The organism is Chelatococcus reniformis, from assembly GCF_014640075.1.
GTDB lineage: Bacteria > Pseudomonadota > Alphaproteobacteria > Rhizobiales > Beijerinckiaceae > Camelimonas > Camelimonas reniformis.
Genome location: NZ_BMGG01000002.1, coordinates 493,180 through 508,972, shown reverse-complemented (window position 1 = coordinate 508,972; position 15,793 = coordinate 493,180). Strand labels below are relative to the sequence as shown.

At 67.2% G+C, this 15,793-nt stretch carries 14 protein-coding genes; 5 read left to right on the top strand and 9 right to left on the bottom strand.

Features of this window, described 5'->3' with window-relative positions:
* Window positions 1-90: 90 nt before the first annotated feature.
* The 3 genes from parE to IEW34_RS06735 all read left to right on the top strand — a co-directional run bounded on the left by parE (window position 91) and on the right by IEW34_RS06735 (window position 4,184).
* The gene (gene parE / locus IEW34_RS06745) at window positions 91-2,142 is read left to right on the top strand and encodes a DNA topoisomerase IV subunit B (protein ID WP_188608375.1); all 2,052 of its coding nucleotides are present in this window, start codon (window positions 91-93) and stop codon (window positions 2,140-2,142) included.
* A 70-nt stretch (window positions 2,143-2,212) separates the two neighbouring features.
* Complete coding sequence (locus tag IEW34_RS06740; protein ID WP_188608374.1) at window positions 2,213-2,473, top strand: hypothetical protein; 261 nt, start codon at window positions 2,213-2,215, stop codon at window positions 2,471-2,473.
* A gap of 190 nt (window positions 2,474-2,663) precedes the next feature.
* Window positions 2,664-4,184, top strand: a complete 1,521-nt coding sequence (locus IEW34_RS06735; protein WP_188608373.1) for a DEAD/DEAH box helicase — start codon at window positions 2,664-2,666, stop codon at window positions 4,182-4,184.
* A gap of 30 nt (window positions 4,185-4,214) precedes the next feature.
* Here the strand turns inward: IEW34_RS06735 and IEW34_RS06730 are convergent, their stop codons facing one another.
* The 3 genes from IEW34_RS06730 to IEW34_RS06720 form a co-directional block, all read right to left on the bottom strand.
* Entirely contained in the window at window positions 4,215-5,000 is a 786-nt protein-coding gene (locus IEW34_RS06730; RefSeq protein WP_188608665.1) for an NUDIX hydrolase, read from the bottom strand.
* Between the two features lie 221 nt (window positions 5,001-5,221).
* Window positions 5,222-5,602, bottom strand: coding sequence for a TfoX/Sxy family protein (locus IEW34_RS06725; protein WP_188608372.1), 381 nt, complete (start codon window positions 5,600-5,602; stop codon window positions 5,222-5,224).
* 2 nt (window positions 5,603-5,604) lie between these two features.
* A complete protein-coding gene (locus IEW34_RS06720) occupies window positions 5,605-5,988 on the bottom strand; it encodes a HesB/IscA family protein (protein ID WP_188608371.1) in 384 nt (127 codons plus the stop codon).
* Between the two features lie 317 nt (window positions 5,989-6,305).
* Between IEW34_RS06720 and IEW34_RS06715 the strand changes: the two genes are divergently transcribed.
* On the top strand, window positions 6,306-6,461 hold the full coding sequence (locus IEW34_RS06715; protein WP_188608370.1) for a DUF1127 domain-containing protein: 156 nt from the start codon (window positions 6,306-6,308) through the stop codon (window positions 6,459-6,461).
* Between the two features lie 356 nt (window positions 6,462-6,817).
* Window positions 6,818-8,275 (top strand): methylenetetrahydrofolate--tRNA-(uracil(54)-C(5))-methyltransferase (FADH(2)-oxidizing) TrmFO, encoded by a 1,458-nt coding sequence (trmFO, locus tag IEW34_RS06710; protein ID WP_188608369.1) that lies wholly within the window; start codon window positions 6,818-6,820, stop codon window positions 8,273-8,275.
* 139 nt (window positions 8,276-8,414) lie between these two features.
* Here the strand turns inward: trmFO and IEW34_RS06705 are convergent, their stop codons facing one another.
* From IEW34_RS06705 to gyrA, 6 genes are all read right to left on the bottom strand, one after another.
* Window positions 8,415-9,275: a phytoene/squalene synthase family protein gene (locus tag IEW34_RS06705; RefSeq protein WP_188608368.1), complete on the bottom strand. Its 861-nt coding sequence runs from the start codon at window positions 9,273-9,275 to the stop codon at window positions 8,415-8,417.
* 9 nt (window positions 9,276-9,284) lie between these two features.
* Window positions 9,285-9,674 (bottom strand): Mth938-like domain-containing protein, encoded by a 390-nt coding sequence (locus IEW34_RS06700; RefSeq protein WP_244641837.1) that lies wholly within the window; start codon window positions 9,672-9,674, stop codon window positions 9,285-9,287.
* Entirely contained in the window at window positions 9,671-10,645 is a 975-nt protein-coding gene (secF, locus tag IEW34_RS06695; protein ID WP_188608367.1) for a protein translocase subunit SecF, read from the bottom strand. Before secF ends, IEW34_RS06700 begins: the two co-directional genes overlap by 4 nt.
* Window positions 10,646-10,713: 68 nt before the next feature.
* The gene (gene secD / locus IEW34_RS06690; RefSeq protein ID WP_188608366.1) at window positions 10,714-12,327 is read right to left on the bottom strand and encodes a protein translocase subunit SecD; all 1,614 of its coding nucleotides are present in this window, start codon (window positions 12,325-12,327) and stop codon (window positions 10,714-10,716) included.
* A gap of 122 nt (window positions 12,328-12,449) precedes the next feature.
* A complete protein-coding gene (yajC, locus tag IEW34_RS06685; RefSeq protein WP_188608365.1) occupies window positions 12,450-12,785 on the bottom strand; it encodes a preprotein translocase subunit YajC in 336 nt (111 codons plus the stop codon).
* Between the two features lie 166 nt (window positions 12,786-12,951).
* Window positions 12,952-15,717 (bottom strand): DNA gyrase subunit A, encoded by a 2,766-nt coding sequence (gene gyrA, locus IEW34_RS06680; RefSeq protein ID WP_188608364.1) that lies wholly within the window; start codon window positions 15,715-15,717, stop codon window positions 12,952-12,954.
* Between the last annotated feature and the right edge of the window lie 76 nt (window positions 15,718-15,793).

Sequence of the window (15,793 nt, the reverse complement as noted above, 5' to 3'; positions counted from 1 at the left end):
GTCGCCCGTTCGCATGCGCAGGCGACGCATCGCGGCGGGCGGTCCGTCGTGGCATAGTCGGTTGGAACGAATCAGGATCAACACATATCGATGGCGAGCAGAGACGATCTTTTTGGGGGCGCGGCGGCCGTCCGCAAGCCGCTGGCGAAGGCGGCGACGCCGCCGCAGGCCAAGCCACCCGCGGTGCCGCAGACAGCCGGTGAAGGCAACTACACGGCGGCCTCCATCGAGGTGCTCGAGGGGCTGGAGCCGGTGCGGCGCCGGCCCGGAATGTATATCGGCGGCACCGACGAGAAGGCCTTGCATCACCTGTTCGCCGAGGTGATCGACAATGCGATGGACGAGGCCGTGGCCGGCCACGCCACCTTCATCGAGGTCGAACTGGAGGCTGGCGGCTTCGTGCGCGTGACGGACAACGGGCGCGGCATTCCCGTCGATCCGCACCCCAAGTTTCCCAAGAAGTCGGCGCTCGAGGTCATTCTCACCACCCTGCATTCGGGCGGCAAGTTCGATTCCAAGGTCTACGACACGTCCGGCGGCCTGCACGGCGTCGGCATCTCCGTGGTCAATGCGCTTTCGGACCGGCTGGAGGTGGAGATCGTCCGCAGCCAGACCGTCTATCGGCAAGCCTACTCGCGCGGTCTGCCGCTCGGGCCGATCGAGACCGTGGGACGGGCTCCGAATCGCCGCGGCACGACGGTGAGGTTTCATCCCGACCCGCAGATCTTCGGCGCCTCGGCGCATCTGAGCCCACGCCGCCTGTTCAAGATGGCCCGCTCGAAAGCCTACCTGTTCGGCGGTGTCGAAATTCGCTGGCGCTGCGCGCCTGCCCTGCTCGCCGGCATCGACAACGTGCCGGCGGAGGCGAGCTTTCGGTTTCCAGGCGGCCTCAAGGACTATCTGTCACGCGAGATCGAGGGCACCGTGCTGGTCGCCGACCAGGTCTTTGCCGGCAAGATTCAGAAGCCCGGGGGCCACGGCTCACTGGAATGGGCCATCGCCTGGCTCGCCAATGCCGACGGTTTCATCCACTCCTATTGCAACACGATCCCGACGGCGGAGGGCGGCACCCACGAGCAGGGCCTGCGCCTGGCGCTGCTGCGCGGCCTGCGCGACCACGCCGAACGCATCGGCCAAGCCAAGCGTGCCGCCCAGATCGCCGCCGAGGATGTGATGGTGTCGTGCGCCGCGATGCTATCGGTGTTCATCCGCGAACCCGAGTTCCAGGGGCAGACCAAGGACAAGCTGGCCAGCGCCGAGGCGACACGCATCGTCGAGGCGGCGCTTCGCGATGCCTTCGACCATTGGCTCGCCGCGGCGCCGCAACAGGCGCTCCGCCTGCTCGACTGGACGATCGAGCGGGCCGAGGAGCGGCTGCGCCGAAGGGCCGAGAAGGAGGTCGCCCGCAAGACCGCCACGCGGCGCCTGCGCCTGCCCGGCAAGCTCGCGGACTGCACGGCGGCGGGCGCCGCCGGCTCTGAGATCTTCATCGTCGAAGGCGATTCCGCCGGCGGCAGCGCCAAGCAGGCACGCAACCGCCAGACCCAGGCGATACTGCCGTTGCGCGGCAAGATCCTCAACGTCGCCTCGGCCGGCCGCGACAAACTCGCGCAGAACCAGCAGCTCGCCGATCTGATCCAGGCGCTGGGCTGCAGCACCGGCACTCAATACCGCGACGAGGACCTGCGCTACGAAAAGGTGATCATCATGACGGACGCCGATGTCGACGGCGCCCACATCGCCTCGCTGCTGATCACCTTCTTTTACCGCCAGATGCCGCGGCTGATCGACAACGGACACCTGTATCTCGCCGTTCCGCCTCTGTTCCGCGTCAGCAGCGGCAGCAAGACGCTCTACGCCCGCGACGAGGCCGATCGCGATCGGCTGATCGCCGTCGAGTTCAAGGGGCGAAAGGTGGAGGTCGGACGGTTTAAGGGGCTCGGCGAGATGATGGCCAATCAGCTCAAGGAAACCACCATGGATCCGGCCCGCCGCACGCTGCTCCGCGTCCATGTGATCGACGAAGAGCGTCCGTCGACCGCCGACACCATCGAGCGCTTGATGGGCAACAAGCCCGAAGCACGCTTTGCTTTCATCCAGGAGCGGGCGGCTTTTGCCTCCGATGAGGAGCTCGACATCTAAGAGGAACAGCTCATTAACCTGAGCGTGCCAGGATGCGTGCGGGGACAGACGCTCCCCTTGGAGCATGACCTTGCGGCTGTTGGGTCGGGCGGATCACGGTGTCGCAGGCACCCTGGCGAAGGCCGCCATGGCCGTCACCTTCGTGTCGCTGCTCGCCGTCGGCTGGCTGTTCTCCACGTTGTCGCCCGGTGATGCGCAACACTGGCTCACGAGCGAACCCCCAAACGCCGCTCAAGGGGCCGGCCGTGCAGCCGTGGCCGCGGCAGGCGGACTGGCCCAGCGGGCCGCCTCGCTGGAACTCAATCCGTGCGGATTGGTTCAGGTCAGGTAGGCTCGCCAGCCGCGGCGTCGCCAGCCAGCATGGGCCGCGCCCTCGTCGCGCGCCCGCAGAACCAGATAATTGACAATCCGCGACTTTTCCCCATATTCCGGCGCGGCGCTGCGCCCTGCCGGCCTCCCTCAGCGGTGGCCCATTTCGTGCTGATCACAACGACGGCCCGCAGACGTACCCGACAGAGCCCATGGCATTTACCGAACTCGGCCTCAGCGACAAAGTCCTTCAGGCCGTCGAATCTTCTGGCTACACCGAACCGACCCCCATCCAGTCGCAAGCGATTCCGCATGTGCTCGCGCGGCGGGACGTGCTGGGCATCGCGCAGACCGGCACCGGCAAGACCGCGGCATTCACGCTGCCCATGCTGACGCTGCTGGAAACAGGACGGGCCCGGGCGCGCATGCCGCGCACCCTGATCCTCGAGCCGACGCGCGAGCTTGCCGCGCAGGTGGAGGAGAGCTTCATCCGCTATGGCGCCAACCATCGGCTCAACGTCGCCCTGATCATCGGCGGCGTCTCGTTTGGTGACCAGGACGCCAAGCTGATGCGCGGCGTCGACGTCCTCATCGCGACGCCCGGGCGGCTGCTCGACCATTTCGAGCGCGGCAAGCTGCTGCTCAGCGGCATCGAGGTGCTGGTCATCGACGAAGCCGACCGCATGCTCGACATGGGCTTCATCCCCGACATCGAGCGCATCTGTCGTATGGTGCCGTTCACGCGCCAGACGCTGTTCTTCTCGGCCACCATGCCGCCGGAGATTCAGCAGCTGGTCGACAATTTCCTGAGCAACCCGGCGCGAATCGAGGTGGCGAGGCCAGCCAGCGCTGCTGCCACGATCACTCAGCACCTGGTGGCCTCGGGTGGCGAGGCGCACGAGAAACGCGAGACCCTGCGCCGGCTCATCCGCGAGGCAGCCGATCTCAAGAACGGCATCATCTTCTGCAATCGTAAGCGAGACGTGGCGCTGGTGCAGCGCTCGCTGGAGCGCCACGGGTTCAGCGTCGTCGGCCTGCACGGCGACATGGACCAGCGCTCTCGCACGCAGGCCCTGGACCGCTTCCGCAACAACGACGTGCAGCTCCTGGTGGCCAGCGACGTCGCGGCGCGGGGCCTCGACATCCCCGACGTGAGCCACGTCTTCAACTTCGACGTGCCTCACCACCCGGAGGACTACGTCCATCGTATCGGCCGCACGGGGCGTGCCGGCCGGACCGGCTGGGCTTACACGATCGTCGCGCCGGGCGACGAGCGCGCGCTGGAGGCGATCACCAAGCTGAAGGGCCAGGAGACGCCGTGGGAGGGCCCGTCCCTCGCCGAGGCGGAGTTTCCGGTAGCCCCCCGTCGTGGCCGCGGCCGCGATCGGGATGAGCGCAAGCCCGCGCGCAAGACCGGCCGGCGCGATCGCAAGGGACGCGACGGTGCCGACGACGGCCTCGATGCTCCCGCCGCACCGACGGCCGCGGCAGCGCCGTTCGACGAACCGCCGCGCAGCAGCCGCAGCGACCGCAGCGAGCGTTCGCCTGGACGGGATCGCGACCGCGATCGCCGCCGGCACGACGACGAATGGACACCGGTCGGCCTCGGCGACCACGTGCCGGCGTTTCTGCTGAGGCCCGTGCGTCTGCCCAAGGCGCCGGCGGACAAGGGCGAGCCCGTCGCCGACGAGACCATGGCCGAGGCCCCGCAGAGCGAGGATACGCTCACCTGAGGGGCGGGCCTGGCGTCTGACGTCGCGGCGTCAGAACTCGAAGACGTCACCGCCATAGCCGGCGGCGGCCGGAATGTGGAGCTGGCGTCCCGTCGGCGTCTTCACGATCTCCGGCTGCACGGTGACGATGTCGGAGCTCCGCGCTGCGGCCAGAAGCTCCCCCGCCGAACCGTGCGGCGCGAGCTTGTACAGATTGCGCTCGGTCGCAAAGACCAGCGTGTAGCGGCCAGCCTTGGCTTCGCTCAACGCCTGGGATGCCGTGATCCAGGTGGAATCCACTGCTTCGCCGCCATCGTGCAGAGCCGCCTGGTCTTCCGGCGCGACGGCCAGGAAGAAATGCGTATCGAACCGCTTCGGCATGCCGACGGGCGTGATCCAATGCGCGAACGGCTCCAGCAGGTCCGTCGCCAGCACCAGCCGTTCCTCGTCGATGATCGCGGCAAAGCTGATGGTGCCCGCGCAGAGCGCCTGACGGTGGGCCTTGTCGATAGCCGCGAGTTCTCCGGCCGGCAGCAGGCTGCCGGCGCCGGCGCGACGGGCAAGCAGCACCCCACACTCCTCGAATGCCTCGCGGATCGCAGCGACTCGGAATGTCATCGCTGCCGCGTCGGCGCCGGGTACGTCCACGCGCCACTCGGCCCGCTCGGCGATGCGCCGGTCATCCGGGTCCAGGCTGCCACCCGGAAAGACCAGGGCTCCCGACGCGAAGTCGATCTGATGGTGGCGGACCACCATGAAGATTTCCGGCCCCTCCTCCGCGTCGCGAAGGAGAATCACCGTGGCGGCCTGTCGAAAGGTTTCGGGAGATGTGCTCATGGAACAGTCATGCCCCGCAGCGAGCGGAGGCGCAAGCGGACTGCGCGGGGGGCAGATGCGTCGACTGGGACGTCCCGCATCGTGCGCAAACTGTCGAGAGGGCCTGAGCGCTCGAGCATTTTGCCATTGGACGAGGCCATCCAATGGCAGAGAAATGCTCATCGTCTCTTGAATCTGGAGCGCTTCCTTGCGATCGGGTGGTTCCACCCAATTGCGAAGCGCTAGCGGCGCGAGGCTCGCCCGGCTGACACCCTGCCGGCGGGCCGGCGCGCAGGTTTGTGTTTGGCCGCCTTGGCGCGCCGCGCCGCGTCCAGCGCGATCCGTCCCCAGCGGGCCGCGGCATCGGGCTCGTCCAGCGCCTCATCCGGCAGACGCCAGAAGGCGAGAGAAACCTCGCGACCTTGGCGCGAATAGGTGAACGGCGTGGACCCCGCGGCCCGGAACAACGCCTCGCTCGCCGCGTCGACCTTCAGGTAGAGCTCGCCGCGCAGCGCCAGGGCGAAACAGGCGTCGCCCACGAAAACGCCGCAGCCGCTGAACATACGCCGCGTGCGAACCTGCCCGATCCCCTCGAACAGATCCTGGATCGCCGCGTCGTCCATGGTCAGGCGGTGGCGGCGAGGGCGTCCGCCTTGGCTGGCGCGATGGCCACCGACTCACCGCAGCCGCAGGCCGAGGTCTGATTGGGGTTGTTGAAGACGAAGGTCGACGCGAGCTTGTCGACCTTGAAGTCCATCTCGGTGCCCAGCAGGAACAGCACCGCCTTTGGGTCGATGATGAGCTTAACGCCCTTGTCCTCGACCACCTCGTCACGCGGCTCGATCGCCTCGGCATACTCCATCGTATATGCCATGCCGGCGCACCCGCCGTTGCGCACGCCGACCCGGAGGCCGACGAAGGGACGGTCGGAGTTCCCCATGATCTCGCGCACGCGGGTTGCCGCTGCGTCTGTCAGGGTCATCAGCTTGAACTTGGTGGCATTGGCCATCACGTACCTCCACGCTGCAAGGTTCAAGGCCTTGCGCGATGGATAGAAGATAGGGGCACGACGGCGGAAGGTCGAGTGCCGTGCAGGAATGCGGTCGAGCCGCCGATGATCAGGGCCGCGTACGAGACATATCAAAACGCCGTCTTCTCCGCAGCCATGCGTTCATCGCAAGCCTGATCCTGCACCAATAGCCCACGCAATGTGCTGCAGCGCACATCTTTTTCCGCACGGTATCACTTATATACGGGCCTCAACCTTGTGTGTGTGCGTATATTTCCGGCTCTGGCTCGCTCCAGCGCCGCAAAAAGGAGCAGGTCATGCTTTTGGGCTTTATCGTCGCAAAGATCAGAAATTGGCGTAGATACCGGGAGACGGTGAACGAGCTGTCCCGGTTGACCGACCGCGAACTCGAGGACCTGGGCATCGCCCGGTGGGACATCCCGTTCGTGGCCAAGCGACAAAGCGTCGCCTGATCGTCGGTCAGCGCACCGATGCCGCAGTAACGCCCGCCCATTGGCGGGCGTTTGCCGTTTAAAGTTTCCGTTTAGCGAGAGGTGAGTGATCGCTCTGACTGAGTGAACCTTGCTTGGACAGCATCCATAGCGCGGCTCGCGGGCTGATTTTCTGAACTCGACTGCGAGCGGGCAACTGGATCCGTCACGATGCGCCGCCAAGCCGCTCGCCGCGCGCTATTGCGCCACGCACTACAGCGTTCTGCCAAGTGTGGCTGCCCCGCTGCCGAAGCTTGCGACGCGGTTCGCGTGATGCTTTCCTGCGCTCGTCCCGTCGGCCCAGCTGGCGCGCTCAATTTCCCTTCCGATAGAGTTTGATGACCGAACCCGGCGCCCTCCCTAGACCTCCGTCGTCCACTTCCCCTGCTGAACATTTGCGCACGGTACACGTCATCGGTGGCGGGCTGGCCGGAAGCGAGGCCGCCTGGCAGCTTGCACAAGCGGGCGTCCCCGTCGTCGTGCACGAGATGCGGCCCGCGCGGACGACGGAGGCGCACCAGACCGAGGGCCTGGCCGAACTCGTCTGTTCCAATTCCTTCCGCTCGGACGACGCGGAGTTCAACGCCGTCGGCCTGCTGCATCAGGAACTGCGGCGGCTCGGCTCACTGATCATGCGCGCCGCCGATGCCAATCAGGTGCCGGCTGGCGGTGCCCTCGCCGTCGACCGCGACGGGTTCTCGGCCGCGGTCACCGCGGCCCTGGCCCGGCACCCGGGCGTGACCATCGCGCGCGGCGAGATCGAGGCGCTGCCTCCGGCGGATTGGGACGAGGTGATTATCGCGACTGGCCCGCTCACCTCGGCGGCTCTGGCCGAAGCGGTCCGGGGGCTCACGGGCACCGACCAGCTGGCCTTTTTCGACGCCATCGCGCCGATCGTCTACCGCGACAGTATCGACATGTCGGTCGCCTGGTTTCAGTCGCGCTACGACAAGCCGGGGCCTGGCGGCACCGGCGCCGACTACATCAACTGTCCGCTGTCGCAGGAGCAGTACAATGCCTTTATCGACGGGTTGATCGCGGGCGAGAAGACCAGCTTCAAGGAATGGGAGGCCTCGACTCCCTATTTCGACGGTTGCCTGCCGATCGAGGTCATGGCCGAGCGCGGGCGCGAAACTCTCCGCCATGGGCCGATGAAGCCCGTCGGGCTCACCAACGCCCATGCGCCGCACGAAAAGCCCTTCGCCGTCGTACAACTGCGCCAGGACAACGCGCTGGGCACGCTCTACAATCTCGTGGGCTTTCAGACCAAGCTGAAACACGCCGATCAGGTGCGCCTGCTGCGCTCGATTCCAGGCCTTGCGGGCGCCGAATTTGCGAGGCTTGGAGGCTTGCACCGCAACACCTACCTCAATTCCCCTCGCCTGCTCGACGGCGCGCTCCGCCTCAAGGCCGAGCCACGGCTCAGGTTCGCCGGCCAGATCACCGGCTGTGAAGGCTATGTGGAAAGCGCCGCCATGGGCTTGCTGGCTGGGAGTGCAGCCGCTGCCGCCCGCTTGGCGCAGCCCTTCACCCCACCACCGGCCACGACCGCGCTCGGCGCGCTGCTCAACCACATCACCGGCGGCCACGTCGAGACGCTCGACCAGGGCCCGCCGTCGTTCCAGCCGATGAACGTCAATTTTGGCCTGTTCCCACCCCTGGAGCGGGCCCCGCGTGCGGACGGCGGCAAACGCTTGCGCGGCAAGGACAAGGCGCGGGCCAAGAAGCAGGCTCTGACCGACCGGGCTCGTAACGACCTGGAAGCGTGGCTGGCGGGGCGCCCGGTCGCGCCGTAGAGCACTTGCCCGTGGATGGATGGCAACCATCCGATGGGCCGAATGCTCATCACCTTTTGAGTCTGGAGCGCCTCACGTTAGGCGATTGCGGAGGTTGCGTCGCCCGCAGCGACGGCCATTCGGCGGGACGCAGCCCCGGTTATCGGGCGGCTCGCCATAGCCGCCACTGGCGACGCCATTGCGGCACCTCGACCACCGTCCCGAAGGGATCGTAGCGCGGCGCCTCCATGCGGTCGAGGTAGAGCGGCGCCACGGCGGCCGGCACCAGCGCCATGCGCACCACCGGCGGGAGGGTCGGCAGCGTCTTGACGTACTGGGCGAAGTGTCGTCGCGCCAGCGTGCGCATGTCGGCGAGCGCCGCGCGCAGGCGATCACTGTCCGTACCGCTCACCACCTCGCTGCGGCTGACGGCGTGGCGATCGAGCACGTCCGCCGGCAGATAGACCTGCCCACGGCGGGCGTGCCAGGGAAAGGCGCGCAACAAGCCGGCGATGGCATAAGCTACGCCGGCATGCCCGGCGGCATCGGCGCCGCCCGGGTCGCGTCCGTCGGCCAGCACGAAGCTGGCGAGCCGCAGCAGCGCCGAGGAGGTCTCGCCGCAATAGCCTTCGAGGCTGGCGACCGTCGGCATCGGGTCGTCGTAGAGGTCGAAGGTCCGCGCATCCAGCAGGTCGAGGAACGCCTGTGGCGGCAGCCTGAAGGCGGCGATGGTGGCGAGCAGCGCGGCGGCGATCGGGTGAGCCGACACCTCCCCCCTTGCATCGCCCATCACCGCGTCGCGCCACCATTGCAGGCGGATCTCGCCGGCCAGCGCCTGCGCGGCGACCTCGCGAATCCGTGCGACATCGAGCGAGAAGGCATACAGCGCGGAGAGATGAGCGCGCTTGTGGGGCGGTGCCAGCAGGATGGCCAGATAGCGGTCCCGGTCACCCTCGCGCAGCAGCGCCTGACAGTGGCCGAATGCCGCCTCCAGCCGCTCGGGCTCAGATGCCGCCGCCATGCGCCCTCGTCACTCCACCGCGATCAGGCCGGCGCCGATCTTGCGCTCCTCGGCCACCAACACGTTGTATGTTCTGGCAGCAGCCGATGTCGGCATTACGTCGACGGCCATGCCGTGCTCGCGGAGCAGTGCCCGCAGCGATGCCGGCAAGGGCACGAGCTCGGTGCCCGTGCCGAACAGCATCAACTCGATCGCGGACGCCTCGGCCAGCACGTCCGCTAGGCTGTGGGCGTCAAGCTCGGCGATAGCTGTGACGTGCCAGGCGCGGACGCCCGAGGGAAGTGCCAGGATCGAGCCGCGGTGCGACATGCCACCGAAGCGGAAGCCGTGATTGCCATAGGCATCAAGCAGATGGCGGCCCGGCAGGAAGCGGCCCTCGTCCGCCCCTGCGCTGCTCAAGGCGCGGCACCGGCGGGCCCCGTGCGCGCCGCGGGCTTCTTCACCGCGCCCTGGTCGGCCTCCGCCGCCACCCGATTGGAGGCCTTCACCCCCAGATAGATCAGCGACGGTGACGAGATGAACACCGCGGAGTACGTGCACACGATCACGCCGAACAGCATCACGACGGCAAAATCACGGATGGCGTCGCCGCCGAACAGCACCAGCGCCAGCAGCGACAGCGCCGTTGTCGTCGCGGTCATGGCGGTACGCGACAGGGTCGAGTTGACCGACAGGTCGAGCAACTCTTCCACCGGCATCGACTTGTAGCGGCGCAACAGCTCGCGCGTGCGGTCGAAGACGACGACGGTTTCGTTCAGCGAATAGCCGACGATGGTGAGGATCGCCGCGATCGAGGTCATGTTGAACTCGATGCGCGTGATCAGGAAGAAGCCGATGGTGAGCACGATGTCGTGCATCGTGCCGATGATGGCGCCGATGGCGAACTGCAGCTCGAAGCGGAACCACAGATAGGCCATGACGGCGAGGATCGACAGCACCACGCCGAGCGTCCCCGACTGCACCAGCTCGCCGGACACGCGCGGGCCGACGGTCTCGACCCGGCGGAACTCGTAATCCTTGTCGAACGCCGCACGCGCCTTCTGCACGACCGCGCCCTGCGCCTGCTCGCCGCCCGGCTGCACCGGCACGCGCAGGGAGACGCCGCCCTCGCTGCCGAACTCCTGCACCTCGACCTCGCCGACGCCGAAGCCGTGCGCGATCTCGCGCACCTGGGCGGCGTTGCCCTGGCCGTTGCGGGCCTGCAGCTCGATCAGCGTGCCGCCGGTGAAGTCGATGCCGAAGTGAAGGCCGGCCGTCAGCAGCAGGATGGCCGTGGCGAGCGACACCAGGGCCGAAAACGGGAAGCTGAACCGCCGAAAACGGACGAAACGAAAGCGCGTGTTGTCCGGGACGATACGTAGCAGGCGCACGATCTTAGGGCCTCTCAGAACCCTCGCCGGCGGCCTGAGCCGCCCGGCGAGAACGCGTCAATGTCAGGTCAGAAGGGCAGCTGTTTGGGCCGCGCGATCCGGTACCACAGGGCGATCATCATGCGGGTCATCGTCACCGCGGTGATCACGGTCGTCAGAATGCCGAGCAGGAAGACCACGGCGAAGCCGCGCACCGGCCCCGACCCGAGCAGGAACAGGATCAGGGCGGCGATCGCCATGGTACTGTTCGAATCGAAGATGGTGGCGAAGGCGCGGTTGAAGCCGGCATCGATCGCCGAGATGATCGATCGCCCGGCCTTCGCCTCCTCGCGGATGCGCTCGTAGATCAGCACGTTGGAATCGACCGCGGTGCCGATGGTGAGGACGATGCCGGCGATGCCGGGCAACGTCAGCGTGGCGCTCAGCAGCGACATCAGGGCGAAGATGAACACCACGTGCACGATCAGCGCGATGTTGGCGAAGAGGCCGAACAGCCCGTAGGTGATGAACATGAACAGCACGACGAACACCGTGGCCACATAGGTCGCGGTCTTGCCGGCCTCGATCGAGTCCCTGCCGAGCCCGGGCCCGACGGTGCGCTCCTCGACCACCGTGAGCTTGGCCGGCAGCGCGCCGGCCCGCAGCAGCAGCGCCAGATCATTGGCCTGCTCCACGGTGAATCGCCCGGAGATCTGCCCCGAGCCGCCGGTGATCGGGTTGATGATGCGCGGCGCCGAGACGACCTCGTTGTCGAGCACGATGGCCAGCGGCCGGCCGACGTTCTCCGAGGTGGCCTGACCGAACTTCTGCGCACCTCTTACATTGAAGCGGAAGTTGACGATCGGCTCGGACGTGCGCTGGTCGAAGCCCGGCTGCGCGTCGACCAGGTCCTCGCCCTCGACGATGACCCGCTTCTCCACCGGCACCGGCTGGCCGTTGTTGTCCTTGGAGGGCAGCATGTCGACCTCGCCGGGCGAGCCGCCGCCTTCCGCGACGAAGCGGAACTGCAGCTTGGCCGTCTTGCCGAGCAGGTCCTTGAGCCGCTGCGGATCCTGGAGGCCCGGCACCTGCACCAGGATGCGGTCGGCGCCCTGGCGCTGAATATTGGGCTCGGTGGTGCCGAGTTGATCGACGCGTTTGCGCAACACCTCAATCGCTTGACCCAGGGCGCGGCTGATGCGGTCGCGCACACCGGCCTCGGTCAAGGTTAGCTGCACCAAGCCGCCGTCGCCGGTCGTCACCTCCATGGTCTGGGTGCCGGTCTGACCGAGGAGCGCGTTGCCGATGGGCTGCGCCAGCTCGCGCAGGCGCGGCAGCACCTTCTCACGGTCGGCATCGCTGGCGACCCGGAACTGGACGCCGCGCGGCGTGGTGGTGATGCCGCCCTGGGGCGTCACCCTCTGCTCGCGCAAAATGCGGCGCACGTCGTCGCGCATGGTGGCGACCTGGGTGCGGATCAGGTCGTTGCTGTCGACCTCGAGCAGCACGTGCGAGCCGCCCTGCAGGTCGAGGCCGAGGACCACGGCCTTGTGCGGCAGGATCCACTCCGGCAACCACGACGGCGTCGCGGCGGCAATCGCGGTCCGCGTCTCCTTGGAGAACAGGTTCGGCGCGGCATAGAGGAAGCCGAGGAACGTCAAGGCGAGAATGGCGACGATCTTGCCGGTCGAATAACGAAGCATGTCTCTGTGTCTTTCGACCTACCGTACTGGAGCTTGGCGGGCGAGGCAGCGCCTGCCCGGCACCATGCCGGCACACTCCATATCGGATCGGCGAGCTCGCGCCGATCCGTTCCAGGTTGCGATCACGCCGCCTTGACCGGCTCGGCCTTGGCCCGCACCTCGCTGATGGTCGAGCGCAGGACGCGCACGCGTACGTTGTCGGCGATCTCGACCTCCACTTCGCTGCTCTCATCGACCACCTTGGTGACCTTGCCGATGATGCCGCCCGATGTGACGACCGTGTCGTTCCGGCGGATGCTCTTCATCATCTGCTGATGCTCTTTGGCACGCCGCTGCTGCGGCCGCAGGATCAGGAAATACATGATGACGAAAATCAGCAGAAACGGGACGAGCTGGATAAGAAGATCGGTGCTGCCGCCAGCAGATGGCGTGGATTGAGCGTAGGCGGGCGTAAACACGAAGGCGCTCCCCGGAACGTCTGGCGGACATTTGCCCGCGTGATGAATGAGAATTGGCGCGGACTATAGCGCCCGAGCCCGCGAAAGCAACGCCGGCCCAGCCCGGTCGACACAACGAAAGCGCATTGCGTCACGGCTCCCCGGCGGACGCCGTGACGGCGGCCGGCTACTCGTCGGCGGCATCGAGGGCCGGGCTCGCGCCCTCCTCTCCCTCGCCATCGTCGCTGACCCGCTCCACCGAGACGACACGTTCGCCCTCTGCGGTGTTGAAGACGATCACCCCTTGGCTGCCGCGGCTGACGATGCGGATGCCATCGACCGGCACGCGGATCAACTGGCCGCCGTCGGTGACCAGCATGATCTGATCGTTGTCTCCGATCGGGAAGGAGGCGACCAGGCGCCCGTTGCGCTCGTTCACCGCCATGGCGACGATGCCTTTGCCGCCGCGCCCGGTGACCCGGTATTCGTAGGCTGAGGTGCGCTTGCCGTAGCCGTTCTGCGAGAGCGTAAGGATGAACTGTTCTGCAGCGCCCAGATCGGTGTAGCGGGCCCCGAGTTCCACCTCCTGCGTCGCCTCCTCGTCCGTGGTGCCGTCCTCGGCCACCTCGAGACCTTCGCCGTTGAGCGCGCGGCGCGCCGCGCCGGAGCGCTTGAGATAGGTGCTGCGCTCGTCCGGCGTGGCCTCGACGTGACGAAGGATCGTCATCGAGATGATCTCGTCGCCCTTGGCCAGGGAGATGCCGCGCACGCCGGTCGAATCACGGCCCTTGAACACGCGCACGTCGGTGGTCCGGAACCGGATGCACTGCCCCTCGGCGGTGGTGAGCAGCACATCGTCGTCCTCGGTGCAGGTCTGCACTCCGGCGAGCGCGTCGCCGTCGTCGAGCTTCATGGCGATCTTGCCGGCCCGGTTCACGTTGGTGAAGTCGGACAGCTTGTTGCGCCGCACGCCACCGCTGACGGTGGCGAACATCACGTCGAGGTTGCCCCAGCTGTCCTCGTCCTCGGGCAGCGGCATGATGGTGGTGATGCGCTCGCCCGCCTGGAGGGGAAGCATGTTGACCAGAGCCTTGCCGCGCGCCTGGGGCGCCGCAAGCGGCAGGCGCCACACCTTCTCCTTGTACACCTGGCCGCGCGACGAGAAGAACAGGATCGGCGTGTGGGTCGACGCCACGAACAGCCGCGTGACGAAGTCCTGGTCGCGCGTGTTCATGCCGGAGCGGCCCTTGCCGCCACGCCGCTGGGCCCGGTAGGTGGAGAGCGGCACCCGCTTGATGTAGCCGGCGTGGGAGACGGTGACGACCATGTCCTCGCGCTGGATCAGGTCCTCGTCGTCCACGTCGGACGACCAGTCGTCGATGCGCGTGCGCCGCGGCGTGGCGAAGTTCGTCTTCGCAGCGATCAGCTCGTCGGTAACGATGGCCTGAATGCGCTCGCGCGATGCCAGGATCGCCAGATACTCCGTGATCTCGTCGGCAATCGTCGTCAGCTGGCCGGCGATCTCGTCGCGGCCCAGTCCTGTCAGGCGCTGCAGGCGCAGGTCAAGGATCGCGCGCGCCTGCACCTCGGACAGCCGGTAGGTGCCATCGTCTTCAAGCCCATGGCGTGGATCGTCGATCAGCGCGATCAGCGGCGCCATGTCCTTGGCCGGCCAACTCCGCTCCATCAGCGCCTCGCGCGCAGAGGCCGGGTCCGGCGCGGTGCGGATCAGATGGATGACCTCGTCGATGTTGGCGACCGCGATGCCGAGGCCCACCAGCACGTGAGCGCTGTCGCGCGCCTTGTTGAGCAGGTGCTTGGTGCGCCGCGAGACGACATCCTCGCGGAAGTCGACGAAGGCGCGGATCATGTCGAGCAGGTTCAGCGTCTCGGGCCGGCCGCCGTTCAGCGCCACCATGTTGGCGCCGAAGCTCGATTGCAGCGGCGTAAAGCGGTAGAGCTGGTTCAGCACCACGTCGGCCATCGCCTCGCGCTTCAGCTCGATGACGATGCGCATGCCGTCGCGGTCGGATTCGTCGCGCAGGTCGCCGATGCCCTCGATGCGCTTCTCCCGCACCAGCTCGGCAATCCGCTCGATCAGCGTCGCCTTGTTCACCTGATACGGGATCTCGGTGAAGATGATCGCCTCACGCTCCTTGCGGATCTCCTCGACCTTCGAAACACCGCGCATGATGATGGAGCCACGCCCCGTGTGGTACGCGGCCCGGATGCCGGCGCGGCCCAGGATGGCGCCGCCGGTCGGAAAGTCCGGGCCCGGGATGATCTCGATCAGCTCGTCGATGGAGATCGCCGGGTCCTTGATGTAGGCGACGCAGGCGTCGATCACCTCGCCCAGGTTGTGCGGCGGGATGTTGGTCGCCATGCCGACGGCGATGCCGCCGGCGCCGTTCACCAGGAGGTTCGGGAACTTGGCCGGCAGGACCGTCGGCTCCTGCTCGCGGCCGTCGTAGTTCGGCTGGAACTCGACCGTGTTCTTGTCGAGATCGTCGAGCAGCAGCATGGTCGGACGCGCCAGCCGCACCTCGGTATAACGTTCGGCCGCCGCCGGGTCGCCGTCGATCGAGCCGAAGTTGCCTTGGCCATCGACCAACGGCAACCGGAGCGAGAAGTCCTGCGCCAGGCGCACCAGCGCGTCATAGATCGCCGGGCCCGAGTGCGGATGATACTTGCCCATCGTATCGCCGGTGACGCGCGCCGACTTGTTGTATGGCCGCTCAGGCGTGTAGTTGCTCTCGTGCATCGAGAACAGGATCCGCCGGTGCACCGGCTTGAGGCCGTCCCTGACGTCGGGCAGCGCACGGCTGACGATCACGCTCATGGCGTACGCCAGGTACGATTGCCGCATCTCGTCGGTCAGGGAGACCGGCGAGATGTCACCGCCGGGCGGAAGGTCTGCGGGCCCGCCGCGGCCCTGCTCGTCATCGTCTGCCAAAGTCTTGTCCGGTCTTGTTGATTAAGTAAGTGCTGACTGATCAGCTCTAGCCGATTCACGGCCGCGGCGCGATCCG

Bases quoted from the DNA above. Each gene is read 5' to 3' on its own strand.
- trmFO (WP_188608369.1), top strand. From the start codon at position 6,818: ATGACCGAACCCGGCGCCCTCCCTAGACCTCCGTCGTCCACTTCCCCT.
- IEW34_RS06715 (WP_188608370.1), top strand. From the start codon at position 6,306: ATGCTTTTGGGCTTTATCGTCGCAAAGATCAGAAATTGGCGTAGATAC.
- parE (WP_188608375.1), top strand. From the start codon at position 91: ATGGCGAGCAGAGACGATCTTTTTGGGGGCGCGGCGGCCGTCCGCAAG.
- IEW34_RS06720 (WP_188608371.1), bottom strand. From the start codon at position 5,988: ATGGCCAATGCCACCAAGTTCAAGCTGATGACCCTGACAGACGCAGCG.
- IEW34_RS06735 (WP_188608373.1), top strand. From the start codon at position 2,664: ATGGCATTTACCGAACTCGGCCTCAGCGACAAAGTCCTTCAGGCCGTC.
- IEW34_RS06730 (WP_188608665.1), bottom strand. From the start codon at position 5,000: ATGAGCACATCTCCCGAAACCTTTCGACAGGCCGCCACGGTGATTCTC.
- secD (WP_188608366.1), bottom strand. From the start codon at position 12,327: ATGCTTCGTTATTCGACCGGCAAGATCGTCGCCATTCTCGCCTTGACG.
- IEW34_RS06705 (WP_188608368.1), bottom strand. From the start codon at position 9,275: ATGGCGGCGGCATCTGAGCCCGAGCGGCTGGAGGCGGCATTCGGCCAC.
- IEW34_RS06725 (WP_188608372.1), bottom strand. From the start codon at position 5,602: ATGGACGACGCGGCGATCCAGGATCTGTTCGAGGGGATCGGGCAGGTT.